This window comes from Sinosporangium album, from assembly GCF_900100605.1.
Classification (GTDB): Bacteria; Actinomycetota; Actinomycetes; order Streptosporangiales; family Streptosporangiaceae; genus Sinosporangium; species Sinosporangium album.
On sequence record NZ_FNCN01000011.1, the window covers coordinates 55668 to 78399 of the forward strand.

At 67.6% G+C, this 22732-nt stretch carries 22 protein-coding genes; 9 read left to right on the top strand and 13 right to left on the bottom strand.

The window, feature by feature from the left end; all coding sequences use genetic code 11:
• Positions 1-91 precede the first annotated feature (91 nt).
• Positions 92-1666: an FAD-dependent monooxygenase gene (locus tag BLQ73_RS13525; protein ID WP_093170791.1), complete on the bottom strand. Its 1575-nt coding sequence runs from the start codon at positions 1664-1666 to the stop codon at positions 92-94.
• A gap of 81 nt (positions 1667-1747) precedes the next feature.
• On the bottom strand, positions 1748-3013 hold the full coding sequence (locus BLQ73_RS13530) for a metal-dependent hydrolase family protein (protein WP_176955422.1): 1266 nt from the start codon (positions 3011-3013) through the stop codon (positions 1748-1750).
• Positions 3014-3554: 541 nt separating this feature from the next.
• Here BLQ73_RS13530 and BLQ73_RS13535 point away from each other — a divergent pair.
• The 5 genes from BLQ73_RS13535 (at position 3555) to BLQ73_RS13555 (ending at position 8740) form a co-directional block, all read left to right on the top strand.
• Complete coding sequence (locus tag BLQ73_RS13535; protein WP_093170792.1) at positions 3555-4310, top strand: enoyl-CoA hydratase-related protein; 756 nt, start codon at positions 3555-3557, stop codon at positions 4308-4310.
• A gap of 118 nt (positions 4311-4428) precedes the next feature.
• Positions 4429-5661 (top strand): acyl-CoA dehydrogenase family protein, encoded by a 1233-nt coding sequence (locus BLQ73_RS13540; RefSeq protein ID WP_093170793.1) that lies wholly within the window; start codon positions 4429-4431, stop codon positions 5659-5661.
• Positions 5662-5728: 67 nt separating this feature from the next.
• Entirely contained in the window at positions 5729-6850 is a 1122-nt protein-coding gene (locus BLQ73_RS13545; protein ID WP_093170794.1) for an acyl-CoA dehydrogenase family protein, read from the top strand.
• A complete protein-coding gene (locus BLQ73_RS13550; protein ID WP_093170795.1) occupies positions 6847-8022 on the top strand; it encodes an acetyl-CoA hydrolase/transferase C-terminal domain-containing protein in 1176 nt (391 codons plus the stop codon). The genes BLQ73_RS13545 and BLQ73_RS13550 overlap by 4 nt, the downstream gene beginning before the upstream one ends.
• Before the next feature lie 220 nt (positions 8023-8242).
• Entirely contained in the window at positions 8243-8740 is a 498-nt protein-coding gene (locus tag BLQ73_RS13555; protein WP_093170796.1) for a flavin reductase family protein, read from the top strand.
• A gap of 207 nt (positions 8741-8947) precedes the next feature.
• Here BLQ73_RS13555 and BLQ73_RS13560 read toward each other — a convergent pair whose 3' ends face one another.
• The 4 genes from BLQ73_RS13560 to BLQ73_RS13575 all read right to left on the bottom strand — a co-directional run bounded on the left by BLQ73_RS13560 (position 8948) and on the right by BLQ73_RS13575 (position 14091).
• The gene (locus BLQ73_RS13560; RefSeq protein ID WP_093170925.1) at positions 8948-10306 is read right to left on the bottom strand and encodes an MFS transporter; all 1359 of its coding nucleotides are present in this window, start codon (positions 10304-10306) and stop codon (positions 8948-8950) included.
• A gap of 153 nt (positions 10307-10459) precedes the next feature.
• The gene (locus BLQ73_RS13565; RefSeq protein WP_093170797.1) at positions 10460-11593 is read right to left on the bottom strand and encodes a mandelate racemase/muconate lactonizing enzyme family protein; all 1134 of its coding nucleotides are present in this window, start codon (positions 11591-11593) and stop codon (positions 10460-10462) included.
• A gap of 792 nt (positions 11594-12385) precedes the next feature.
• Positions 12386-13144 (bottom strand): ABC transporter permease, encoded by a 759-nt coding sequence (locus tag BLQ73_RS13570; protein WP_093170798.1) that lies wholly within the window; start codon positions 13142-13144, stop codon positions 12386-12388.
• Positions 13141-14091: an ABC transporter ATP-binding protein gene (locus BLQ73_RS13575; RefSeq protein WP_245691061.1), complete on the bottom strand. Its 951-nt coding sequence runs from the start codon at positions 14089-14091 to the stop codon at positions 13141-13143. The genes BLQ73_RS13570 and BLQ73_RS13575 overlap by 4 nt, the downstream gene beginning before the upstream one ends.
• 57 nt (positions 14092-14148) lie before the next feature.
• Between BLQ73_RS13575 and BLQ73_RS13580 the strand changes: the two genes are divergently transcribed.
• Positions 14149-14871, top strand: coding sequence for a TetR/AcrR family transcriptional regulator (locus tag BLQ73_RS13580; RefSeq protein ID WP_093170799.1), 723 nt, complete (start codon positions 14149-14151; stop codon positions 14869-14871).
• Between the two features lie 79 nt (positions 14872-14950).
• Here the strand turns inward: BLQ73_RS13580 and BLQ73_RS13585 are convergent, their stop codons facing one another.
• Positions 14951-15418, bottom strand: a complete 468-nt coding sequence (locus BLQ73_RS13585; RefSeq protein WP_176955423.1) for a MarR family winged helix-turn-helix transcriptional regulator — start codon at positions 15416-15418, stop codon at positions 14951-14953.
• A 61-nt stretch (positions 15419-15479) separates the two neighbouring features.
• Here BLQ73_RS13585 and BLQ73_RS13590 point away from each other — a divergent pair, with 61 nt between their 5' ends.
• Both BLQ73_RS13590 and BLQ73_RS13595 read left to right on the top strand, forming a co-directional pair.
• Positions 15480-15866, top strand: a complete 387-nt coding sequence (locus BLQ73_RS13590; RefSeq protein ID WP_093170800.1) for a tautomerase family protein — start codon at positions 15480-15482, stop codon at positions 15864-15866.
• A 787-nt stretch (positions 15867-16653) separates the two neighbouring features.
• Positions 16654-16920: a hypothetical protein gene (locus BLQ73_RS13595; protein WP_093170801.1), complete on the top strand. Its 267-nt coding sequence runs from the start codon at positions 16654-16656 to the stop codon at positions 16918-16920.
• A 26-nt stretch (positions 16921-16946) separates the two neighbouring features.
• Here BLQ73_RS13595 and BLQ73_RS13600 read toward each other — a convergent pair whose 3' ends face one another.
• Positions 16947-17765 carry a CPBP family intramembrane glutamic endopeptidase gene (locus BLQ73_RS13600; protein ID WP_093170802.1) on the bottom strand — a complete coding sequence of 273 codons (819 nt, stop codon included), beginning with the start codon at positions 17763-17765 and terminating at the stop codon, positions 16947-16949.
• Positions 17766-17795: 30 nt separating this feature from the next.
• Entirely contained in the window at positions 17796-18161 is a 366-nt protein-coding gene (locus tag BLQ73_RS13605; protein ID WP_245691062.1) for a serine hydrolase, read from the bottom strand.
• Between the two features lie 314 nt (positions 18162-18475).
• Between BLQ73_RS13605 and BLQ73_RS13610 the strand changes: the two genes are divergently transcribed.
• Positions 18476-19174, top strand: coding sequence for a hypothetical protein (locus BLQ73_RS13610; protein ID WP_093170803.1), 699 nt, complete (start codon positions 18476-18478; stop codon positions 19172-19174).
• Positions 19175-19211: 37 nt separating this feature from the next.
• Here BLQ73_RS13610 and BLQ73_RS13615 read toward each other — a convergent pair whose 3' ends face one another.
• Genes BLQ73_RS13615 through BLQ73_RS13630 form a run of 4 tightly spaced genes read right to left on the bottom strand, consistent with a single transcriptional unit; the run spans position 19212 to position 22610 of the window.
• Positions 19212-19844, bottom strand: a complete 633-nt coding sequence (locus tag BLQ73_RS13615) for a 3'-5' exonuclease (RefSeq protein ID WP_093170804.1) — start codon at positions 19842-19844, stop codon at positions 19212-19214.
• 8 nt (positions 19845-19852) lie between these two features.
• Positions 19853-21112, bottom strand: a complete 1260-nt coding sequence (locus BLQ73_RS13620; protein ID WP_093170805.1) for a hypothetical protein — start codon at positions 21110-21112, stop codon at positions 19853-19855.
• A complete protein-coding gene (locus tag BLQ73_RS13625) occupies positions 21109-21666 on the bottom strand; it encodes a nucleoside-diphosphate kinase (protein ID WP_093170806.1) in 558 nt (185 codons plus the stop codon). Before BLQ73_RS13625 ends, BLQ73_RS13620 begins: the two co-directional genes overlap by 4 nt.
• Complete coding sequence (locus BLQ73_RS13630; protein WP_245691063.1) at positions 21615-22610, bottom strand: thymidylate synthase; 996 nt, start codon at positions 22608-22610, stop codon at positions 21615-21617. The genes BLQ73_RS13625 and BLQ73_RS13630 overlap by 52 nt, the downstream gene beginning before the upstream one ends.
• Between the last annotated feature and the right edge of the window lie 122 nt (positions 22611-22732).

A 22732-nucleotide genomic window follows, 5' to 3' on the forward strand; every position in this document is an offset into this window, starting at 1 on the left:
GGAGTTGGTGAAGAGGCACTCCCTGGAGTCGGGAGTCGGGTGGTGGAGACCGCAGGGGCCGCGGAGACCTGAGATGTCGTAGGCGGCGGCCCTAGTAGGGCCTGACCTGATTGCCGATCGACCGGAACGGGGCCAAATGGTTGATGATATCCATTTCCTGACCGGCGGAAGCGCGGGCGATGATATGGCCGTCTGTCCTGATCAGGATGATCTCGCCGGGGTAGGGCTGGTAGATCCGCTTGAACTCGCCCTTGGCGTCGAAGATTTTACTGTCCGGAGTGGACCCGATGCGGTGCACATGCATATGGGTGGGTTTGGCGTTATCGAAGATGACGGGGTCGGTGTGGTCGTAGGCGACCAGGGACCAGTGCGGGCCCCGCAGCAGGTCGAACAGGTCGCCGCTGAAGCCCGCGCCTTCCAGCCCGCCCGCGTTCGGCGCCCTGTCGCCGGCCACGGGGCCGGAAACGGTCTCCTCGCCGCGGTGGTAGACCATGGGACTGTCCCGGTAGCGGATTCCCAGTCCGCTGTTCAGCGAACCCTCGCCGATGTTCTTGAGTGCCGGGCCCAGCCCCTGTTCGCTGCCGCTGCCCGCCTGCTCGAGGGCCTTGTTCATCTTGTCCGAGCTCATTTCCAGGACGGTGCGGGCGACCGGGACGCGTTCGGTGCCGTAGGTGTCCAGCAGGCTCATGTAGGCGCCCGAGAGGACACTGTCGAGTTTCCAACCGAGATTGTAGGCGTCCTGAATGCCGGTGTTCATGCCCTGGCCCCCGGCGGCGGAGTGCACGTGGGCGGCGTCCCCGGCGAGGAGGACGCGGCCCTTGCGGTACTCCTGCGCCATCCGGGCCTGGATCTGGTACACCGACAGCCACGAGGCGCTGGTCAGCACCACCTTGGCCGCGCCGGCGCGTTCGTCGAACAGCCGCTGGTAGAACGCCGGCGACGGGGTTTCCGGCTCGTCGTCGGGAAGGATCGGACTCTGGAACTGCCACAGTTCATCGCCGAGCGGGGTGAGGCCGAGGAATCCTCGTTCGGACGGCCAGATGTGCATGTAGGCGCGGTCGAGGTCCGGCACGGTGACGTCGCCGAGATACCAGCGCTGCCACCCGTAGGTCTCGCCGACCAGGGGAAGCCCGATGAGCTTCCGGGTGGTGCTCTTGCCGCCGTCCGCTCCCACGACGAAGCGGGCGCGCACGGTCTGCTCGCCCTCCTGCGTCAGCAGGGTGACGGTGACGCCGGCGTCATCCTGCTCGATGCCCACCACCTCGGTGCCGAACTCGACCTTTCCCCCGAGTTCGCCGTGTCGATGCCGCAACGCGTGCTCGATCTCGAACTGGCCGATCCACAAGGGGTCGGGGTACGGCGTATGGTACGAGTCGTTCGCTCGGACCGAGATCGACGGCCGGTCTACGATTGCGCCGTCGGCTTCGTGGAATCTCATGTCGAGGTACGCGACGCCGCGCTGCAGGACGTGGTCGACGGCGCCGAGGTCGTCGAGCACTTCGAGAGAACGGGGCTGGATGGTCTTGGCCCTGGTGGCGCGGTTCGGCGCCGGATCGCGCTCGACGACGCGGTGGTCGATACCGCGGCGGGCGATGTCGCAGGCCAGCGTCAGGCCGGTGGGCCCGGCTCCGACAATGAGGACATCAGTATCGAATTCTTCAGTCATGGGGTCCTTCCCAAGGGCGGTGCACGATAGCGAGAAGTGCGTGTCGGCTGATGGCGGGAAAGCTGTGGGGGTGCGGGGCGGTCATCGCGGAGCGCCGGTGCCGGGTGCTGGGAGCAGTGACTTGCGGATGACCCCCTGCTGTGCGACCAGGACGATGTTCTCCGGTGCCGACAGGACGTCGATGTCCCGCAGCGGGTCGCCCGCGCAGATGACGAGGTCGGCGAGCATGCCCGGGCGGAGAGTGCCCAGCCGGTCGTCCACGCCCATCAGGCGCGCGCTGTTCACCGTCGCGGCCTTGATCGCCTCCATCGGGCTCATGCCCAGTTCCACGAGGTAGGACAACTCAGCGAGATTCTGTCCGTGGGCGGAGATGCCGGCGTCGGTGCCCGCGGCGATGTTCACCTTCCGTTCGATGGCGGCGGCGATGTTCTCCTTGGTGCGTTCATTCCAGCGCATCTTCTTCTCGTAACGCCATGGCGGAGTCTTGGCCGGGTCCAGCGGCATGAAGATGGCCGACAGGGTCGGCACGAGGAACGCGCCGCGCTCGCCGAGCAGATCGCATCCCTCCTGGTCGATGCCGAAGCCGTGTTCGACCGAGCGGACTCCGCCGCGGATCGCGGCGAGGACACCGGCTCGGCCCTGGGCGTGTGCGGCTACCCAGCGCCCGCGGTGCCGGCGTGCTTCGTCGACGACCGCGGCGATCTCCTCGTCGAGCAGGTCTTCATCGTCGGGGTCGTCCCCCGCGCTGGTCATCCCGCCGGATGTGCAGATTTTGACGAGGTCGGCACCCGCGCGCAGCATCCGGCGTGCCGCCTTGCGCACCTCGCGCACGTCGTCGGCGAGTTCGCAGAAGTCGAAGCCGAGGTGCATGCCGCCGGGCACCGTGGTGTCGGCGTGTCCGCCGGTGTGGCTGATGATGCCGACGGAGACCTGCAGTCGCGGGCCTGTGATGAGTCCGGCGCGGACGGCGTCGCGGAATCCCGCCGGCAGCGCTCCCAGATCACGTGCGGAGGTGATGCCGGATTCGAGGGTTCGTTTCAGTCGCTCGGTCGAGTGGAACATGCGCATGACGGGATTCGTCATGAGCGCCTCTTCCACCACCGACCGGTTGGAAGGCATTCCGAGGTGCACGTGGCAGTCGAAGAACCCCGGCAGGAGGGTTCCGCCCCTGCCATCGATGGTGTGGACGCCGTGCGGTGCCGGAGGTGCGTCGCTTGCCGGGCCGGCGTAGGTGATCCGGCCGCCTGCGTCCGCCTCCAGTACGGCGTCGGCCACGGCTGTCGGGTTGACACCGTCGATGAGCTTGACGTTGTGTACCCGCAGAGCTGCCGCGCTCTCGATCTCCATGGAATTCCTGTTCCCCGACGGTCTTGTTCTGACTGTTGTCACGGTAGGGCGATCCTGCATATGGGCTGAGATATTGCACGTTCCCTTCAACGACCAGGCCTTCGATGCACGAGAGGGTCCATCTCGCCGGAGGATTCGCCCCTCGATGAACTCGACCTCCTGAAGCGGGCCAGGCGTTTGCGGGTAGCGGCGCCACTAGCAGTAAGGGTCCCGTTGAACTCGTTCTCCTGCCGAGACACAATTCAGAGAGCGGCTCAGGCGTTCCGAAACGGGTCTGACGTATCCGGGGAAAGTATTTTCCCCTGCCGGGATCTCGATACCGAGCCGGGCGTATCCACAATGGCTCCGCCATTGGCCGGGACAGCCGAGTCGCTTTCACTATCCAGGTAGAAGGAGGAAAGCGACGGATGTGCCTCGATGTCGCTTCGGCAATGCGCATGGCCGGTGAGCCGGGCAGCGCCACGCATGTGAGGTCTGAAAGACTCGATCGCCCAGGTCGTCACACGCCGGATCGTCGCACGGACGTGCGAGTGAGCATCCGATGACGGACGCGGTGCTGGCCGAGGTGCTGGACGAGAACATCCTTGTGATCACGCTCAATCGGCCTAGCGTAAAAAACGCCATCAATTCAGATATCTCGCTGGGGCTGCGTGCCGTCTTCGAGGACCTGGACAAAGACGATGCGCTCCGGGTCGGAGTGCTCACCGGAGCCGGTGGGGCGTTCTGCTCGGGCATGGACCTCAAGGAATTCGCCCGAGTCGGAAAGCCGCAGGGCGCGCAAGTGCTCCTCCGGGAAGGAACCAAGAAGCCGCTGGTCGCCGCCATCGAAGGTGTCGCGCTCGGAGGCGGCCTTGAATTGGCTCTCGTCGCCGACCTTCTGATCGCGGCCTCCGACGCCCGTTTGGGCCTGCCGGAAACCCGGGTCGGCCTGTTCCCCAGCGGTGGTGCGCTGTACCGGCTACCGGGCATACTGCCCAAGCCGCTGATCGCTGAGCTGGCATTCACGGGGGAGCCCATCAGTGCCGAGCGGGCTCACCACTTCGGCCTCATCTCGCGGGTGACCCCTCCCGGGGCCGCCTTGGACGAGGCGCTCAAGATGGCAAGGCTGATCGCGCGCTGCGCCCCGCTCGGAGTGGCCGCGAGCAAGGACCTGCTCCGCGGCTCCCAGTGCGCGACGGCCGACGACTTCTGGCTGCGCCAGCGAGAGCTGGTCCAGACCGTTTTCTGGTCAGGGGACGCGGCCGAAGGCGCGCGAGCCTTCGCCGAGCGCCGAGAACCGCTCTGGCGCCACCGCTAAGCGAGCCTCGCGTGATCGCTCGGCCCCCTGCGGCCCGGCGTGACCGCGGCCCGGCACACCGGGCAGCGCCGGCGTCTTCCTGATCTTGCGTGTAGCTGAAATATAGGGAGGTGCCACGATGGATCTGGACTATCCGCCGCAGGTCCAGGAATTCCGGGCCGAAGTGAGAGCCGTGCTGGCGGAGGAGTTGCCTGACGGCTGGGAGGGGACGGGTGCCATTCCCTCCGCTGATGAAACCCGGGCTTTCGTCCGTGCGTGGCGCCGAACGATGTACCGCCGCGGCCTGCTCGGAGTGGCCTGGCCCGCGGAGTACGGAGGACGTGGCCTGACCATGATCCACCAGGTGGCGTTGGTCGAGGAGCTTACCAAGGCCGGCCTTCCCTTCGGGGAGCAGCCCGCGGACGCGACGGGCGTGAAGATGCTCGGCAATACGCTCCTGCGCTTCGGCACGGAAGAGCAGAAGCGCACGATCCTGCCCGCACTGCTATCCGGCGAGCAACGCTGGTGCCAGGGTTTCTCGGAGCCCGGCGCGGGGTCCGACCTGGCGTCGGTGAACACACGGGCGCGCCTGGAGGGGGAGGAGTGGGTCGTCGACGGACAGAAGACCTGGACATCTGGAGCGCACACGGCCACCGGGATCTTCACGCTGGTCCGCACCGACTCGGCGGCGCGCAAGCACAGCGGCCTGTCCTTCCTGTTGATTCCACTGGACCAGCCGGGCGTCGACGTCCGCCCGATCCGGCACGCCACCGGCGGCACGGACTTCTGCGAGGTGTTCTTCGACGGCGCCCGCACCCCGGCCGACATGATCGTCGGCAAGCCGGGTGACGGATGGAAGGTCGCCTCGATGCTGCTCACCTTCGAGCGCGGAGAGGAGGCCGCGACCAACCCGATCTACTTCCGGGCGGAGCTGGACCGCCTCTTCGAGCTCGCCCGCCGTACGGGCAGGGACCAGGACCCGGTGATCCGGCAGCGGCTCGGACGGGCCCGCGCACGAGTGGAGGTGATGCGGTATCTGGGCTTTCGCATCCTGTCGGACGTGATGGCCGGCGGCGAGCTGGGACACGCCTCCTCGATCTCCAAGCTGTACTGGAGCGAGTACCACCGCGAAGTCACCGATCTGGCCCTGGACATCCAGGGGCTCGACGGTCTGGCACCGACGGGGAAGGCGGCCACGCGCCCACTGCGAACGGACGACCCCGGTGCGGACCCGTCCTCGTCACGGAGCTGGTGGACAGTCTCGCTGAACGCGCGAGCCGGGACGATCTACGCGGGGACGTCGGAGATCCAGCGCAACATCCTGGCCGAACGCGTCCTAGGCCTTCCCCGAGAGCCGCAACCGGGCAGGTGAGCCGGTTCCGAGAATCCCGCCGCCGCGCGAATCCCGACCCGATGACACCTTCGAGAGGCAGGCCGTAATGCGGTTCAGCTACGAGCCCGAGCACGAAGACCTACGCGAGAGCGTGCGTGCCTTCCTCGCCGACGTCGCCTCCGAGGATGCGGTACGGCAGGACATGGAGACCGACCGCGGATGGTCGCCGCACGCGTGGAGCCGGCTCTGCGGAGAGCTCGAGCTCCCCGCACTGGCAGTGCCCGAGGCGTACGGCGGTGCCGACGCCGGCCTGGTCGAGCTCGGCGTCGTCCTCCAAGAGGCGGGCCGCAGCCTGCTCTGCGCGCCGCTGCTGTCGACCACCCTCGCGACGCAGGCACTGCTCCTGACATCGCCAGGCGACGAGGTCGCCGAGCTGGCGACCGGCCGGCGCACCGGAACGCTCGCACTTCGAGAGCCGGGGCGCGGCTGGGACGCGGTGCCGTACACCCGGGCAGCGGCCGACTCGAACGGCTGGCGGCTCACCGGCACGAAGAACTGGGTGCTGGACGGGCACTCCGCGGACCTGTTCGTGGCGAGCGCGATCACGCCGGCCGGAACCTCGCTGTTCCTCGTTGAATCCGGAGGCGGCGGTGTCAAGGCCGAGGCGGTCGAGACCGTCGACCCCACTCGCCGGGTCGCTCAGGTGACGTTCGACGCCGCCCCCGCCACCCTGCTCGGGCTTGACGGGGCGGCCCCGATCCCGTCGCTTCTCGACACCGCGGTGATCCTGCTCGCGGCCGAACAGGTCGGCGTCGCTGAGCGCTGTCTCGACATGGCCGCGGAGTATGCCCGCCAACGAACCCAGTTCGGCCGTTCCATCGGTTCATTCCAAGCGGTCAAGCACAAGTTGGCCGATGCCCTCCTTGAGGTGGAAGCGGCCCGGTCGGCCGCACTCTACGCCGCGTACGCGGCCGACCGCTCCCTGGACGAAGAGCGCGCCGAGGCCGCGGCCATCGCCGGCATCATCTGCTCGGAGGCCGCGCTACGCGCGGCGGGCGATAACGTCCAGGTGCATGGCGGCATCGGGATGACATGGGAGCATCCCGCTCATCTCTTCCTGAAGCGGGCCACAGTCAGCCGCATGCTGCTGCGGCACCCGGACGACCACGTCGAGCGCCTGCTGGAGCTGGCCGGACTGCCCGCGGCGGCCGGGGAGCACAGACCATGACGGCCGACTTCGACGACCGATTGGCCCGCCTCGTGAAGCCCGGGGCACGGATCGCACTCGCGGACGGCTTGGGGACCCCGCGTGTGCTGCACGGTCCGCTGAGCCGCGCCGCAGAGGGCAGGGCGGTACGGCTGGTGCTCGGCTGGCTGCCTATGCCCGCCCCCGACCTGGACGCGAGCGCGTTCGCCGACGTGCGCATCGTCGTAGGAGGCCCCGGCACGCGCGCGATGGTGGAGGCGGGCCAAGCGCACGCCGTACCCGCCCGTATCTCCGCCGTGCCCGCGCTCCTGAGCGGGCCGCTCCGCCCGGACCTGCTGATCGCGACCGTTGTCCAGCGGCCGGACGGACTGCATTTCGGCACGGAGGTCGGCTATCTGCGCGGCCTCGTAGACGCCGGTGTGCCGGTGGGGGCCGTCGTCTCCTCCGGCTCGCCCTGCGCTGACGCCGGCCGCGCACTGCCCGACGAACTGGTCACCGTCATCGGTGAGACCGGCGACACGCCGGGAGAAGTGGGCACCCCGGCGCCGACCGACGCGGACGTGGCGATCGCCACGCGGGTCGCCCGGCTCGTGCCGGAGTACAGCCGGGTGCAGATCGGCCCGGGGCGGCTCGCGCAGGCGATGGTGTCGGCACTCGAGGTGCCGGTACGGATCGACTCCGGTCTGCTGCCGGACCCCGTCGTCGACCTCGACGAGAAGGGCCTTCTCGTGGGCGAGCCCGTCGCCGCCTACCTGAGCGGCACGCGTCGGCTCTACGAATGGGCCGACACGCGGCCGATCCTGCATCCCGTCGAGACGATCCACGACACAAGCCGGCTCTCGTCACCCGACCTTCCGCCGTTGATCGCGCTCAACTCCGCGCTCGAAATCGATGTGGAGGGGCAGGTGAACGTCGAAGGCGTGGGCCCCGCGGCGGTCGGCATGATCGGCGGCCACCCCGACTTCGCCGTCGCCGGAGTGCGGGGCCGCGGCCTGTCGTTGATCGCCATCGCCTCTGCGCACAACGGCCGCTCCACGTTGGTGAACCGTCTGTCGCGACCGGTGACAACAGGCTCCCACGACGTCGACATCGTCGTCACCGACCGGGGAATCGCCGACCTGCGGGGACTCGACCGGCCCGAACGGAGGCGGGCGCTGCTCGACCTCTGGGACGGCGAGGTCGCCGAGCGATGACCGACGACGGGCCGAGATCGGATATCACCTCTCCCGCCGGTGACGGCGTCCCACAGACTGTTCGTGTTTCGTCTGGACGGCGCTTGCGGCGCAATCGCTCTCGCGTATTCCCGGACTCGACCCGCTCGGCGCCGGGGCCTCCCGACGCCGTCTTTGTCGTCCTCTCGACCCCGATTCGCTGGGCGGCGCAGCCGTGGCCCTGTGCACGAGGAGTGTTCAGATGATCGAAATGGAGCCGGTGAACGCCGACGTTCGTCTGCTCAAGCAGGCCTTCGGATGCTTCCCGTCCGGAGTGACCGCCATTTGCGGCTTATCCGATGGAGAACCCGTCGGGATGGTGGCGAGCTCGTTCACCTCGGTCTCGATACGGCCGCCGCTCGTGTCCGTGTGCATGCAGGACACATCCGAGACCTGGCCGCGGCTGCGGGGCCTGGCGAGGCTCGGGCTGAGCGTCCTGGCGGAGGAGCACGAAGAGGCCTGCCGGCGGCTCTCACGCAAGGACGGCGATCGCTTCGGGGGAGTGAGCTGGGAGGCGGAACGGGAGGGAGGAGTCTTCCTCTCCGGCGCCAGTGCCTGGCTGGACTGCTCGCTGTATGCGGAGCATCCCGCGGGTGACCACTCGATCGTGCTGCTCGAAATCCACCAGTTGTGGTCGGAACCCGGTAGGCCACCGCTGGTGTTCCACGGCAGCCGGTTCCGCCGGCTCATGTCGGTATAGTCCGGCCCAGCCCCGGCCCCCCTTCGGCGTCGCCGCGCAATCCGCCGCGGAACGCATGGGGGGCGTTTCTGGTCGGCCCCGCGACGGGCTCCGGGCAGGGCACCCCGTACACGCGCAGATCCGGCACTCGGCGATCGCCGAGTGCCGGATCCTTAGGTGCTTGACGATGGAGCTCCCACGGCGGGTCCATCGAGGCCTATGTCCGGGCTACCTGTCCCGCATCTCGACGTTCGGGGCGCCGTCGACTCCGGCAACCGTCTCCGAGATGGTCTCCAAGGAGCGGTTCCGGGTGCGCTCGCCCAAAAGGCCGATGACGAGTGCGGCCACGCACGCTGCTCCTCCCAGGACCAGGAAGACCGTCTCGCTGCCGAGTTCTGTGAGAGCCCACGCGATGACGAACATGGTCACGACTGTCGCGATCCGACCGGCGCCGTTCCCGATGCCCGCGCCAAGGGCGCGAAGGCGGGTCGGGAAGACCTCCGGAAGATAGGTGTAGGTGCAGGCGGTTCCGGCATAGGTCACGAGGATGAGGAGTATCCCGGCGATGAGCAGGACCGTGTAGTCGGTGACGAAGGCGAACACCAGCAGCAGCACGCCGAAGGAGGCGTTGATCAGCATCAGCGAGGTCCGGCGTTCGATCCTGTCGATGAACAGGGTCGCGAGGAGCGCCCCTGGGCAGGCCGCGATGGCGATCGTCGAGGTGAAGGAAAGGCTCTGCGCCGTGCTGTAGCCGTTCTCGACCAGCAATGTGGGCAGCCAGGCGTTGAAGCCGTAGCCGGTCGACGTCGCGATCACCATGTAGGTGGACAGGACCAGGAGGCGCTTGAGAAGCGGCTGGCGGAGGAGCTCGCGAGGAGAGCCGCTGACGAGGACCGCTCGCGGTTCGACCGGAGGCAGTTCCTCGCCGGTGCGGCGCCGCGCATCCTCCTCAAGCCGGGTGACGAGTGCCTCGGCATCGGCACTTCGCCCGTTGGCCGCGGCCCAACGCACGGACTCCGGAAGGACGCGCAGGGCGATGAGCGCGGCCACTACGCCTGCGGCTCCGAGGACGAAGACCCACTTCCAGCCGGACGGATCACGAGGGACGGCGAAGCTCGCGAAGCCGGCCATCACCGGGATCCCGAGGAGGCCGACGGCGAGGACAAGCGCTTGGATGCGCCCGCGGATCTGCTTCGGATACATCTCGGAGATGTAGGTGAGGAGGACGACCGTCATGGCCTGTACACCGAACCCGACCATCACCCGATAGATCGACAGATCGACGATGCCGGTGGCGAATGCCGAGGCCAGCGAGAATGCCGAGTAGATCGCGACAGACCCGATGATGACGGGCTTGCGACCCAGCCGGTCCGCGACTCTGCCGCCGACGATCGAGCCGAAGAACATGCCGAGGAAGGACGCGGAGGTGATCAATCCCACCTCGCCCAACGTCAGGTCCCATTGATCACGGATCGCCGGGGCGACCAGAGCGAAGCTGTTGAGGTCGGCCATGTCGAAGAAGAGCAGAGCAGCGAGCACGCCCAGCCAGACGCGATGCTGCCGCGTCAGAACAGGAATGCGATCCATTCGGTCACTGAGACCGGCGCCGCCGGACTGGGCATGGGGAGGGTGGGACATCGTGCTCTCCGCGGTAAGAAATCGGTCTTGCTGGTGGAACGCGTAGTGGAGGATCGGGCGAGAGCAGGCCCCCCTGCGGCTGCCGCGCGTCGGATCGGGTGGCTAGTGGTCCCCGGCGAGGTTCATCCAGTCCGATCGGGAGAACCGTTCGATCGCCTCCGGGTGAGGCTCGAAGCCCGAGCCTGGGAGATCAGAGACGGTGAGGTATCCGTCGTGGATGTCGAACTTCTGCTGGACCAATCCGTCGAACCACGGCACGTACTCCCACCACACCTCGCGCTGATCGAGGGCGGCCGCCAGTTGTGCCGAGACATGCGGATAGATGTGCGGCAGGAACACCGAGGACGCACTCGCCGCGAGCTCAGCCAGGCGCATCCACGGCCGGAAACCACCGACCCGCTCGAGCTCCCCGACGATGTACGGCACTCCCGCATCCATGAGTGCGCGGAAGTCGTCCGCGCGGTACAGAGACTCCCCGGTCGCGATCGGGACGTGCGACCTGGCGACCAGGCGTCGGTAGCCTGCGAGGTCGCGGTGGTCGAGCGGATCCTCCACCCACGCGAGCTCGAATTCCGCGAAGTGCTCGACGGCCTGGAGGGCCGTGCGGTAGTCCCATCTCTGGAGCGCGTCCACCATGAGGGTCGCATCGGACGGCAGGCTCTCCTTGACGAGCCTGACTCGTGCGGCATCCTCCGCGAGGCGCGGTTTCCCGACGATCATTTTCACGGCTTTGATACCGCTCGCGTAGATGGCCTTCGCTTCCCCGACGAGTTCGTCCTCCGAGCTTTCGAGCATCAAACCCGTTTGATAGGCCCGGATCCGATCAGACGCCTTGCCGAAGGCCTGTCCAAGACTGACGCCTTGACGCCTGCACCGAAGATCCTCAACGGCCATCTCCAAGCCGGAGAGAGCGAATGCAGCAATTCCCTCCGAACCAACGAAAGCAAGCTGCCGGCGGAGCAAATGCTGTAAGGTGGCGCCTTCCTGCGGGCGCTTTCCGCGCACGTGGGGAGCGAGATGGCGGAGCCCGCATTCAAACAGGCTCAGCTGCCCTTCCTGCTGAGCCCAGAGCATCGAGTGGCCATGGGCGCCGTCCTCATCGGTAAGGCGTATGAGCAGCACGTTCAGGTCTGCGCGAACGCGCTGCCCGTTCGGTAGACGGATATCCTGGAGGCCGGTGGGGAGCGCCACTCTGCGGCCTTCGACACGGGCGATGTCCGAGCCGTGACGGTTCACCGCACATCAACCCCCACTCGAATTGCGGCGCCTCCGGAAGCATGAAAGAGGGCTGTGCGGCAAGAAACAGGAACGCCATCCCCAATACGGCGTCTCACGGCAGGAGCACCGTCGATTCGAAAGGACGGTCAGCCGTCAAAGAACAGCTCGCCGGGCCGTCGGGTACGGCCGCGCGGCCGGTCGCTTTGAAGCCTTTGAAGTAAAGACCGGCGTGCATGATGATGCCTCCTGGCAGTTGCTTTCGACATGACTGGCGCCACCATCGTTCCTTCGAAAGCGGGACGCCGACCAGGCCATAACCAGGCACAAGGACTACCCGTATTTCCCTGCATCAGGGCAGGCGATCCGGCTGGCCCGGGACGGGGAACCGTCCCGGGCCAGCTTGCTCACCTCCGATATTCAACGCGGCGAGGCGGTGGGTTGACCTCCTCGATTCCGACGGCTGCGCCCGCACCCGGGCGTTGGCGGTGACCGCCTCGTCGGCCGAGTGCAGGTGGCCGGGTGGCGTTCGCTGCGTGAGGAGTCGCGCAGTCCACCGGGGCCGAGCCCTTGACCCGGGCCTCGACCTGGGCGATGAGCTTCCCACTGACATTCACCGGGTCGGCCCGCATGTGCTTGGTCCGATGGGGGACCGGCGTCATCCTCACCGATCGCGGTGGAAGGGGCGCGAGAGCGGCTGTCGGCGTGACCCGCATCAGGATCGTGGACGGGGCTGCGGACGCTGCGGATCACCTGGCCGCGGCGGAGGTCACGGATGGCGCGATGGAACTTGCGAGGCCGGGGCCTGGAGTCTCAGACATCACGGACACGGAATGCGGCATGGCCGGCAACGGTGGTCGCCGCGGCGGCCAGCGCCAGGATGACGATCCCCAGCACGGGGGTGACCATGTCGCTCATGGGGACGACCTTGTAGGCGGCTTGGCCGGCGGTGATCGGCCAGTATCGAGCGAACCACTCGCCGACGAACCCGGGCAGGCTCGGACCGAGAGCGGGAACGAGAAGGAGGGCGCCGACGAGCACGGCGAGACTGCTGGCGGTCGACCGGGTCACCGTGCCGATCCCGGCGCCGATGAGAGCGATGAAGGTCAGGTAGAGCGTGGCGCCGATGAGAGCCCCTGCGACGCCGGGATCGCCGATGCCGGCCGCGGGGAGGCCCGCCCTGCTGACCATGATCTGCCCCCCGGTGAAGGTGAGGAGCGTCGTGACGAGGCTCGTGACGAGCGCGATCGCCGTCACGACGATGGCCTTCGCCGCGAGCAGGCGAGAGCGGGCCGGAACGGTGGCGAGACTGGTGCCGATCATGCCGTTGTGGAATTCAGGTGTGATGCTGAGCGCGCCCAGCATCCCGATGACGAGCTGTGCGAAGAGGAAGCCGTCCAGGCTCGCCGCGGTCGGATCCCAGTCGGCGGGCAGATTCGTCGGCGACACGTCGCTGAGATCGGACGACCCGAGCACGCTCAGCGCGACGGCGGAGGAAATGGTGCTCAGGACCGCGATCCAGGTGCTCCGGACACTGCGGAGCTTGGTCCATTCGGACCGGATGACGTTCATGCTGGCTGGCTTCCGTAGTCGGTGACATCGTGGGTGAGTCGGAGGAAGATGTCTTCCAGCGACTCGCGGACCTTGGTGAGCTCCTCAAGGGCGATTCCCTCGGCCGCGGCGATTCTGCCGACCGTGGCCGAGTCGACTCCGTGGACGAGGAGGCCGGAGTCCGGTGTCTCCTCGAGCTTGATACCGGCCCGGTTCAGCGCCCGAACGAGCTCCACCCGTGACGCGGTCCGGACTGTGACCCCCTGCGTGGTATGGGCTCGGACGAACTCGTCGAGCGTTGACTCGGCGATGAGCCGGCCCTGTCCGATGACGATGAGGTTGTCCGCGGTGAGTTCCATCTCCGACATCAGGTGACTGGAGAACAGGATGGTGCGGCCCTCGGCGGCCATCTTCCGCATCAATGTGCGTATCCATCGGATCCCTTCCGGATCCAGACCGTTGAGCGGCTCGTCGAACACCAGCACTCCCGGGTCGCCGAGCAGGGCCGTCGCGATGCCGAGCCGCTGCTTCATGCCCAACGAGTACTCGCCCGCGCGGCGAGTGGCCGCATCCGTCAGCCCCACGATCTCCAGGACCTCGTCGACGCGTTCCCTGCCGAGGCCGGCGGCGTGTGCGAAGGCAAGCAAATGATCTTGTGCGGTGCGGTGCGGATGGATCGCGCGGGCATCCAGGAGGGTGCCGATGGTGCGTGCCGGGTCGTCGAGTTCGGCGATGTGGTGGCCGCCGATCGTGATCTTGCCCTGAGTGGGTCGGACAAGGCCGAGCAGCATGCGCAGCGTTGTGCTCTTGCCGGATCCATTGGGCCCGAGGAACCCGGTGATGACGCCCGGCTCTGCACTGAAGGACAGATCGCTCACCGCGGCCTTGTCGCCATATTGCTTCGTCAGCCCTTCTGCTCGAATGCCGACGGCGTATGCGGAGCGCGTTGCGGACTCCGTAGGTAGCACTTGTTCTCCCTTCCTTTTGAACTACACTACACGGTGTAGTACGGATACGCTGAGAACATGGCGAAGACGAGAACGGCGGCTCAGATCCCCGGACGTCGGCCACGATCGGCGAGTAAACGGGCGGCCATCATGAATGCGGCTGAGGCGTTGTTCGTCGCCGACGGGTATGAATACACGAGCGTCGACGCCATAGCGGCACGGGCCGAAGTGTCCAAACGCACCCTTTACAACCATTTCGGCGACAAGCAGGCCCTCTTCCAGGCGGTTTTCGAGCGAGCCAACGACGCACTGGTGGCGACCGTACGCACGGCGATAGACCAAGAGCTCACAGAGGGGCGCGACCTGTGCGACGCGCTCACGGCCTTCGCTTTGAGGGTGGTGACGGGGACATTCCCGTCGTCGGACTACGTGACATACCGCAGACTGACCTCGCAGGGCGGACCCGCGTCACGGTCGCCCGAGACCGCTCGCAACCACCCCGACCGGATGATCGAGGAGTGTTTCGCGAAGCTCACCGCAGGCGGCGAGATGCGGGCGGTCGCCCCCCGCCGCGCCACGCAGCACTTCACCGCCCTGACCGTCCTCCTCGCCCTGGACACGCTCGGGGGCGACCTGGCGAACACGGTGAACAAGGCGGAAATCCGCTCGATCATCGCCGCCGGGGTCGACGCGTTCCTCCGCGCCTACCGCTCACCCCCCACGTCACCGCCGGCGATCCCGGAAGGTCATCCGGATCCGCGCCACGACGCGGCCGTCGGTCCTCCTGCTAGGGCGACATGAATGGTCTTCCAGGGCAGTACCCGCCGCTTCGACGAAGCGTTCGGCCAGCCCCGCTTTCCGTACATGTGTGATCTTCAGCTCAGCCGTGCATCCGCTTGCCCAAAGCGGTCTCGTAGGCACGCATCGTCCGCACGACCGTGGCGCGTTCGGCCGGCGTGAGGTCGGCTAGGACCTCGGCCCACGCCAGCGCGCTGCCCTCCAGCCACTCGCGGATCGGCTCGACGTACTGCGGTGCGATCGCGACGACCCTCCGTCGCCGGTCGAGGCCATCCTCTTCCCGTGTCAGGGCACCGCGGCGAGACAGGTCGCCCACCATGAGGCTGACGGTCGTCGGAGCGATCTCCAGCCGCTCCGCCAGCCGGCTCACCGTGAGAGAACCGTCGTACTGCAGGTAGGCCAGCAGTGACAGGTGGCGGGGCGCGAGATCGAGCGTCCGCAGCGCCTCCGGGACGGGTAGCCGCTTGGCCCGCCCGACGATCCTGGGCATGAGCAGCAGCATGGACCGCACCGCCTGGTCGGTGGTCATGCCGTCCGCGTTGTTGACCATCTGGCACCTCGCCAACTATGTTTGACATCAAAGCTAATTTGAGAACAAACAGGAGTCTACAATGCCACATCTGACGGCCCGAGTCCTGGAGTCACAGCTCCAGGGCAACGAATCGGCCCTCATCGCCGCGCTGACCGAAGCGGTGGTCGACGTATACGGTGAGTGGGCGCGCGACGTCGCGGTTATCCACCTCGACGGCGTACCCGCCGGACGGTGGGGCCTGCGGGGCAAGCCGGTCGACGAGGCCCCACCCGCGATCACGTTCGGTATCCGCGAGGCGGCGTTCACCCGTCCCGACAGCGGCGAACTCGTTGCCAAACTCGTGCAGACCGTCACCGACGCCGTCGCCGACGTCCTCGGAGCGCACTTGCGCGACACCATCACCGTCGAGCTCGTCGCCACCCCTGCCGGCCGCACCGCGATTGGAGGTGTGATCGTCGACAGCTGACCGTTCCCCGTACGGCAGTGACGGCGATCCCGGCCTGGATCTGCTTCAGATCCGGCCTGCGGTCCTTGCGACGGCCGAATCTCGGCCGCGCGATCTCCCTGCTCGGCCTGCCCGCAGCCGCCGTGCGGGGAGATCGAGGTCATACCCCAATGCAGGCGCGTCACCTCAATACCGAACGCCGCGATCGCGAGTCGGACGGGGTGGAGCCGACCTTGCAATGGAGTCCTCCCCACGCCCGCGGGGGTGACTCGCCGTCTTCCCGATGCCAGATAGGCACCGGAGCGCACCATGCACGGCAGCTCGAATTCAATCTCAACCGCGCGCGGCCCGCGTTGAAGTCCTCGGTCCACGCCTCGGGTTGCTGGCCGCCACAGGCGTGTATGCCCGCGTCCGAGTCGATCGGTTGCATGCGACCTCCGCACTGGCGGAGTACGTTGCGGGCTACCGCCGGGCGGACACCACCGCCGGACCGTACGGCGGCGGCCCTCGCACTCGGCGGCCGGGTAGTGCAGGCGGTCAGCGGGGGCGGGCGGGGGCGAGGCTGACCAGGCCGCAGCCGTATGGTCGGCCACCTCGGCGGCAGGGACAGCACGGCGTGGTCCTCGTCCCCGACTGGCACTAAGGGGTCGCATGGCTTGGTGATGCCTGCCACGGGGGTTGCTTCAAGCCTGCGGACCAGGCTCACCAGCGCCATGAGCAGGCGTTCCCCGAGTCGCGCCATCTGCTCGGGGTCGGTCAGGCCCGCAACCGGACCACCGCGGCCGTCGAGCGGGCTCTGCCCCTGGGGATGATCGCCTACAGCCTGGTCATCATCTGCTACGCCTGCATGCTCATCACGCCGCCGACGTCGTCGCCGAGCACCGCCGACGTCGTCGCCGAGCACCGCCGATGCGCTCCCTGGTACCGCACCAAGAGCCAGCCCAGCTTCGACGGCATGCCCGCCCTGCTCCGCCGCCAGGTCATCGCCTCACGATTTTCCGCTACCCGGCCCGCGCAGCCCGACCTCGCGAAAATCGAGGACGAGGCTCTGGCTTGGGCTTACGCAACGGGATAACGGCCAAACTCGAGCAAGGAATCAACCTAACCTTCAATAGACCCGCGGACGAGCTGCGCGCGGCTCGGGCGCATCAGCCACGCGGCAGCGGCGAGCGTGAGCACCCAGCCGATCACTTCGATGAGCAGGTGATCCGTTGCGTTGGGGACGGATTGCAGCAGGTACACCCGGACGCTGTTGATCGCTCCGTGCGTCAAAACCGCGGGCCAGACGCTCCCCGACCGCCAGCGAAGCGCGAGCAACAGCGGCGCCCATGGCAGCATGCCCGCGTAGTAGATAACGATGTCCCAGAGTGGGCGATCACCGATGACGGCGAGGACCGGCAGGTGCCAGACGATCCAGACCAGACCGCTGACAAGGGCCAGCGGCCAGAATCCCCATGACGCGGCGCGCGTCGCCAGCCAGCCGCGCCAGCCGAACTCTTCGCCGATGGAGAAGAGTGACTGCATGAGGAAGACCGGGACAATCCAGATGGTCGCCACGAAGATCTGGTCAAGCGGGTTGAGCTGCCAGATCCCCAATGCCAGTGCGATGGCGGTTTGGATCGCGGCGATCGCCGCGATGAGGCCGATGCCGATGCCGGCCCACTTGGGCGTGCCGCGCCACCTGGTGGCGAACGTCTCTCGGAACGTTCCGGGTCGTCGGGCAAGCCACATGATGATCGCTGCGAGCAGCGGGGTCTGTTGCAAGATCGGAGTGATCAGGTTGTTGAAGTCCGTCGGGACGAGCCGGAAGACCATCGGAACGGACAGCGTGAAACACAGCAGGACGGCGATCGCGAAGAACCACGTGACATCGGTAATAGTTGATCTGGCAGAACTGGAGCGCGTGGGGGACGCAGTCATAATGACCTCGTTTCGTGCGGGCGCGAGGAGCTAGCTCGATGAACGTACGGTGATCTTGGTGTAGCGCGGATCGGCCACCTTGAACTCGGGGAGCACCTTGACGACCGGGTCGTCCCCGGAGAATCGGCCCGTCAGCAGCACGATCGCCGTAGCCGTCATCGACTTGCCCAAGGACGCGATACGGAACGGCGTCCGGGGCGCCACCGCATTGTCGTCCCCATCCCGGCCGCGGACGATCGTCTCGACGGACGACCCGTCGATCACGGCAGCTGCGATGCCCGGCGTGCCGTAGACGGAGCGGTAGTCGTCGATCAGCTCCTGGTCACCGGCATAGGCCGGGGCTGTCCAGCCGAAGAGCATGACGACGCTGAGAAGTATGAGACGTAGGAAACGCACAACCTCGAAGCTAGGCCGGGCGGAATCGGTCCGGCCTCACCCGAAGGGGTGAACCCGGTACCGCCCGTCAGGGTGGAATTCGTGGCGAGCGACGAGCCCGTTCTCGTAGGCTCTTCCACGTCGACCCGCACGGCAAAGCGAGCATCTGCAAGATCGGCATAGAGCCCACGATCGCCGCCGGTACCAGCACCGCCAGGACCACCGGCATGACCATCGCGAGCATCGCCACAGGCGACTACATCACGGTCGACGTCGACCAGACCGGGTCCACCGCCAAGGGCTCCGACCTGGTCGTCCAGATCACGGCGGCGTAGATGGCCATCACCTTCCACAACTCCACCACGGCCTTCTCCAACACCGGGCCGAGCATCACGGTGCCGGTCCCGGCCGACACCGTTGACGGGGATTTCCTGGTGCTGTCCTACGTCAACAACCAGTCGGCATCCACTCCCACCCTCGCCGGATGGAACCTGGCCGTCACCGTGGGCGACGGCACCATCGACGTGCTCTCCCGCCTCTACTGGCGGCGCGCGAGCGGCGAATCCGCCTCCCACACGATCACCAAGGGGTCCACCTACGGAGTGGAGTCGGTGGCGGCCATCAGCCGCTACAAGGGGGTGGCCGTCTCCGGCTCCCCGATCCGGACCACGGGAAACGCCATCATGCGGCGCGGCGGACCGTACACCGGTCCGGCCCTGTCCGGCTTTATGCCGACCGATCTGGCGATCCACTCATGCGGTACGGCCCTCAGCTCGTGGGCCGGTCGCGACTACACCCTGGCCGGCCCAGGCGGGGCCTGGGCCGAACGGGTCAACCTCGTCAGCACCGACGCCACCGCCACCCCGGCCGTCATCGTCCTCGACCAGCTCGGCGCGGGCACCGGCCCCACGATCACATCCAGCGGTGTCGGTGCCTACGACGCGGCAGGCCGTATCGCGGCCATCGCGCTGATCGCCGAACCGGATGCGACCGTCAAACCATTCCAGGGTTGGGGAGTTCCCGCCTACTGGTAGGAAGGCGGGTGCATCCATCTGTGGGGCTGCTGTCAGGTCACCAGAGTTGTTCCTGCACCCCTTCGCCGGCAGCGGGACCGGTGGATGGGCCTCCCGCTGCCAGCAGCTCTCCGAGCGTCGGCTCCACGTTCCAGCGTCCGGTCACGAGTTTTGCCAGCAGCAGCCCTGTGGCGGCTGCATCCCACAGCGCACGATGTGGTCGGCCATCTGGAACGAGCCGGTCGATATCGTCTCGTAGCGAGTACTCATCGACCAGCGAGGTCAGGGAGACTCGTCGGCCGTGGCCGGAGCGGGCGATCCTAAGCGTGTCGATCAGCCCCGCCGGATCGACCGATGGGTGGCGGAGGTGCAGCAGCCGCCAGTCGACGCCGACGTTGTGGCCCACCAGCCATACCCCGTCCAGACGGGCGACCAGCTCCGGGTCGATCTCAGAGGGTGCCGGGGCATCCCTCAGAACGGCGTCGTTGATTCCCGGGGAGATCCACGGGCGGCGGGGGACGGGCCGTCCGGGGTTGATCAGGCTGGTGAAGGCGGTGCTCATGTCGAGCCGACCGCCGGACAGCGGGATGAGTGCGACCTCAAGGATGGCCTCCTGCTCGCGGTCCTGGGCTCCGGTGCCCTCCAGATCCACGACCACGAGCGGAGCCGCTGTCCAGGGCCGATCCAGCATGGCACCCCTCAGTCGTCGTCGTAGCGTGTGCTTTCGGTCAGCCTGGTGCGGGCCTCGGCCAGCACACGGAGATCGTTTTCGTCTGGCTCGTATCCTTGCAGGGCACGGCCGTGCGCGGTGTGAAGGTGCGGGTGGTCGACCTCCCAGATCTGGTAGCCCAGAGCATGCTGGAGGGCATATCGGCGCTGCTCTCCCAGTGCGTGGGTGAGGACATGGCCGTCCTCCACGAGGAACGGTGTGGCCTCGTCGTAGCCGAACGACTCCAGAGCTGCCCGGAATTCGGCGCGGGTCGGTGCGCGGTGCGCGTCCGCGCAGCGGGCGAGTTGGGCGGCGGGGCAGATGTCGCACAGCTCAGGTACGCCCAGGTGCCCGTTGTAGTCGGCTTCCCGGTGCGCGTAGGTCACCCCGCAACTAGTCTTGCGGAATAGGGGCGTGGCGATGCCGGAGTCCTTCCACGCTTGGACGACGCGGGCGTCCAGCTCGGCGGGCAGGACCTTGCGCCGCTCCCAGTCGGTGCCGTACGGGACCTCCACACCCAGGTCGCGCAGATGGCCGGCGTTCTCCTCCTTGTGGTAGTAGCCGGTGAAGACGATGGCGTCCACGTGGCGGCCGACCTCCAGCACGCCTGCCATGGTCTCGGGCGCGTCGTTCCATCCGGGCACGATCGGCCTCCAGTAGAGGACGACGCGTGACCGGTTGCGGTGGCGTGCCGCGTTGAGGATCGAGTCCACCGTCGTGGTGGACTTGGCGATCGGCTCGATCCTAGAGTCCTGGATGCCCGAGTAGGTGAACAGCAGCGTCGGCCGCACATGCCGCAGCCGCTCCAGGCGGGCCATGTCCTCGGTGGAGACGTGGAAGCGGGTGATGACGAGCACCAGATTGCTCAGGCCGCGCCGGTCCATCTCCTCCAGCACGGCGAACGTGTGCGGTTTGACCCCCGGCAGCATCGGGTCCGTGGCCTTGTTGAAGAGCTGGACAGGGGTGGTGTGCGGCCGGAACTCGCGGTGGGTGAGGAGTAGCTCGACGGCGTCCTCGGTGGAGATGAGGAGCTGGGGGATCTTCTGCTCGAAGTTCCCCCAGAAGTGCCGGACGCAGTAGCCGCAGTCCAGCGGGCAGCCGATGATGTGGTTGAGCGAGAGCCCAGATTTGCGGTTGGTGATGATCTGCGCCATGTAGGGGTCCAGTCCGGCCTGCTGCTGGGCGGGCATCCGCTTCAGCGGGCGTCGGGACAGGGAGATGGTGTCGCCGAGGTGGACGGGCTGCTTCATCGGATCTCCTGGAGGCGGAGTGCGGGCAGGTGTGCCGGCCCGAACCACACTGCGAACTCGCGTTCGGCGCCTGCGGCGTCGTCGCTGGTGTGGACGAGGTTGTCGATGAACCGGCCTTCGGCCGCCGCGACGGCGGCGCTGTCCGCGCCGAAGTGGCCGCGGATCGTGTCGGGGCGAGCGCGGGCGGGGTCGTAGTGGCCGAGCAGGTCCCGGACCCGCCGAGCCGTGTCCTCGCCGGTTCCGTGGCCTACGGCGACTGTGACCGCCTGGCCGACGTAGTTGCGGCGCAGTTCGCCGGTGACGTCGAAGGGGAAGCGGTGGTCCAGGGCGACCATGTCGGCGTAGTGGGTGAGGATCTGCTGCTCGGCCACCACGACCTGGCGGGTGAGGACGATGCGGATGCGGCGGCCGACCCAGTCCAGGATCGGCTCGACAAGAGCGCGGCGGACGGCGTCCGGCTTGCACAGGACGACCGTCCAGCGGTCCCATCCGCCTTCCGGCGTCACGAGGCGGCCTGCGGCATGCGGGAGGGCCAGCGCCGCTCCAGGTGCCATCGGTACCCCGGATCAAGTGCGGCCAGCACCGAGGCGCCGACCTCGCCGATGGTGTGCTTGATCTGGCGGAAGGCTTCGAGCACGAGCAGCACCTGCTGCCAGTAGCGGGGCAGCCCCGTCTCGGCGACGCTCGCCGGAGTGTGGCGGGCGGCGTTCGTGCGCAAGGACTCCTCGGCGAGCAGGACGAATGTGATGTCCGCTGCTGTGGTGACCGGCATTGTCGGCGGCTTGGAGACAGGAGGTCTGCGGCCTGGGGCGGTCGCCTCCTCGATCAGATGTTCAACCGCTCCCAGGTCGGGCGCGTTGACGTGCATGGACCCGACGTGGTGGGAGTAGTGCCCGAGCCGGGCACCCAGCCGGAGAGCGGCCAGCTCTTGGAGGACGGTGAATGCGAAGACATCGCTCACCATGCCCCGGTAGGCGTCGTTGCCCCGCATGTAGACCGAAAGGTGCAAGGCCCCCTCACGCAGGAGGAATTGCGCGGCGATCGTGCAGGAGACGTCGGGATTGGGGTCTGCGGCGAGTTCGTCCGAGCCGAAGATGGAGATCACCGCGCGTTTGCTGTCAGGGTCGTGGGCGAGCAGGTCCAGGACCCGGTCCCACTGCGAGCGGCTGTCGCCGCCCGGCTGGAACAGAGGGCGGCCGTAGGCGGTGCCCGCCAGCCTGATGCCGTCACCGCTGTGAGCCCTGATGCGGGGGGCGTAGTAGGAGATCATCTCCAGGTCGTCGCGGCCGGCGAGGAACCACAGCAGCTCGCCCCAGTTGTAGGGGAGGTTGATGGGCCGCCGACCGAAGTAGGGGAGCCTGTCGCGTGGGTCGGCGATCCGGAAGGAGACGTCGAGCAGCTCCAGCGAGGTGTTGCCGCGCGTGGAGATCTTGCCTGTCGGGTGCTCGGTGACGGCTTTGAGCACGGCGAGGTAGGCGTCATGGAAGCTGGGGAACACGTGGGGACATAAGCCCGATGGCAAGCTTCCTCCCTGATGTCGAAGGATGGGAATGGCGGAACCTTGCTCCGGCGGCCTGATCTGGCGATGCATGAGGATCGGCTCGCACGGCTACTCCTGAG

Coding starts and splice junctions, on each gene's coding strand:
- BLQ73_RS13595 (WP_093170801.1), top strand. CDS start 16,654: ATGATCGCCTACAGCCTGGTCATCATCTGCTACGCCTGCATGCTCATC.
- BLQ73_RS13585 (WP_176955423.1), bottom strand. CDS start 15,418: ATGGTCAACAACGCGGACGGCATGACCACCGACCAGGCGGTGCGGTCC.
- BLQ73_RS13615 (WP_093170804.1), bottom strand. CDS start 19,844: ATGCTGGATCGGCCCTGGACAGCGGCTCCGCTCGTGGTCGTGGATCTG.
- BLQ73_RS13570 (WP_093170798.1), bottom strand. CDS start 13,144: ATGAACGTCATCCGGTCCGAATGGACCAAGCTCCGCAGTGTCCGGAGC.
- BLQ73_RS13525 (WP_093170791.1), bottom strand. CDS start 1,666: ATGACTGAAGAATTCGATACTGATGTCCTCATTGTCGGAGCCGGGCCC.
- BLQ73_RS13540 (WP_093170793.1), top strand. CDS start 4,429: ATGGATCTGGACTATCCGCCGCAGGTCCAGGAATTCCGGGCCGAAGTG.
- BLQ73_RS13600 (WP_093170802.1), bottom strand. CDS start 17,765: ATGACTGCGTCCCCCACGCGCTCCAGTTCTGCCAGATCAACTATTACC.
- BLQ73_RS13555 (WP_093170796.1), top strand. CDS start 8,243: ATGATCGAAATGGAGCCGGTGAACGCCGACGTTCGTCTGCTCAAGCAG.
- BLQ73_RS13625 (WP_093170806.1), bottom strand. CDS start 21,666: ATGGCACCTGGAGCGGCGCTGGCCCTCCCGCATGCCGCAGGCCGCCTC.
- BLQ73_RS13560 (WP_093170925.1), bottom strand. CDS start 10,306: ATGGATCGCATTCCTGTTCTGACGCGGCAGCATCGCGTCTGGCTGGGC.
- BLQ73_RS13530 (WP_176955422.1), bottom strand. CDS start 3,013: ATGGAGATCGAGAGCGCGGCAGCTCTGCGGGTACACAACGTCAAGCTC.
- BLQ73_RS13545 (WP_093170794.1), top strand. CDS start 5,729: ATGCGGTTCAGCTACGAGCCCGAGCACGAAGACCTACGCGAGAGCGTG.
- BLQ73_RS13535 (WP_093170792.1), top strand. CDS start 3,555: ATGACGGACGCGGTGCTGGCCGAGGTGCTGGACGAGAACATCCTTGTG.
- BLQ73_RS13620 (WP_093170805.1), bottom strand. CDS start 21,112: ATGAAGCAGCCCGTCCACCTCGGCGACACCATCTCCCTGTCCCGACGC.
- BLQ73_RS13580 (WP_093170799.1), top strand. CDS start 14,149: ATGGCGAAGACGAGAACGGCGGCTCAGATCCCCGGACGTCGGCCACGA.
- BLQ73_RS13590 (WP_093170800.1), top strand. CDS start 15,480: ATGCCACATCTGACGGCCCGAGTCCTGGAGTCACAGCTCCAGGGCAAC.
- BLQ73_RS13550 (WP_093170795.1), top strand. CDS start 6,847: ATGACGGCCGACTTCGACGACCGATTGGCCCGCCTCGTGAAGCCCGGG.
- BLQ73_RS13610 (WP_093170803.1), top strand. CDS start 18,476: ATGGCCATCACCTTCCACAACTCCACCACGGCCTTCTCCAACACCGGG.